1 protein-coding gene is annotated in these 653 nt (G+C 57.0%); it reads left to right on the top strand.

The genetic code is table 11. The features are described 5' to 3' along the window. Positions 1–653 (top strand): Ig-like domain-containing protein (locus tag HED22_RS19545; protein ID WP_167725426.1); only part of this gene is annotated, 653 nt, incomplete at both ends.

Here is a 653-nt window from a genome sequence, read left to right on the forward strand (position 1 = left end):
GGTGATGGCACCTGGACGCTGGGCTCTGACCAGCTTGATGGTCTGACGATTACGCCGCCGGACGACTTTAGCGGTTCATTTGATCTGGATGTGACGGCAAGCTCTGCTGATGGATCGGATGTGGCAACTGCAACCGATACTCTGACTGTTGATGTCACCGGTGTCGCGGACGTTCCGACTCTCGACGTCAGTGATGCCTCTGGTAATGAAGACAGTGCCATTGCGCTGGATATTGATGCAGGTCTTACCGATAGCTCGGAGACTCTCACTGTTACGATTAGTGGAGTACCAGACGGCGCGACCCTGTCGGCTGGCACCGATAATGGTGATGGCACCTGGACGTTGGGTTCGGATCAGCTTGACGGTCTGACGATTACGCCAGCGGATGACTTCAGCGGCTCGTTTGATCTTGGGGTGACGGCAACCTCTGCCGATGGCGAGGACGTCGCGACTACGACGGGTTCGATCACTGTCGATGTTGCCGGTGTCGCAGACGCACCGACACTGGATGTATCTGACGCAAGTGGTTCCGAAGACAGCGCCATTGCGCTCGACATTGATGCCGGTCTCACCGATAGCTCCGAAACTCTGACCGTGACGATCAGTGGAGTGCCGGATGGAGCCACACTGTCGGCAGGTACAGACAATGGTGA

This window comes from Thalassospira sp. HF15 (genome assembly GCF_011806525.1).
GTDB lineage: Bacteria > Pseudomonadota > Alphaproteobacteria > Rhodospirillales > Thalassospiraceae > Thalassospira.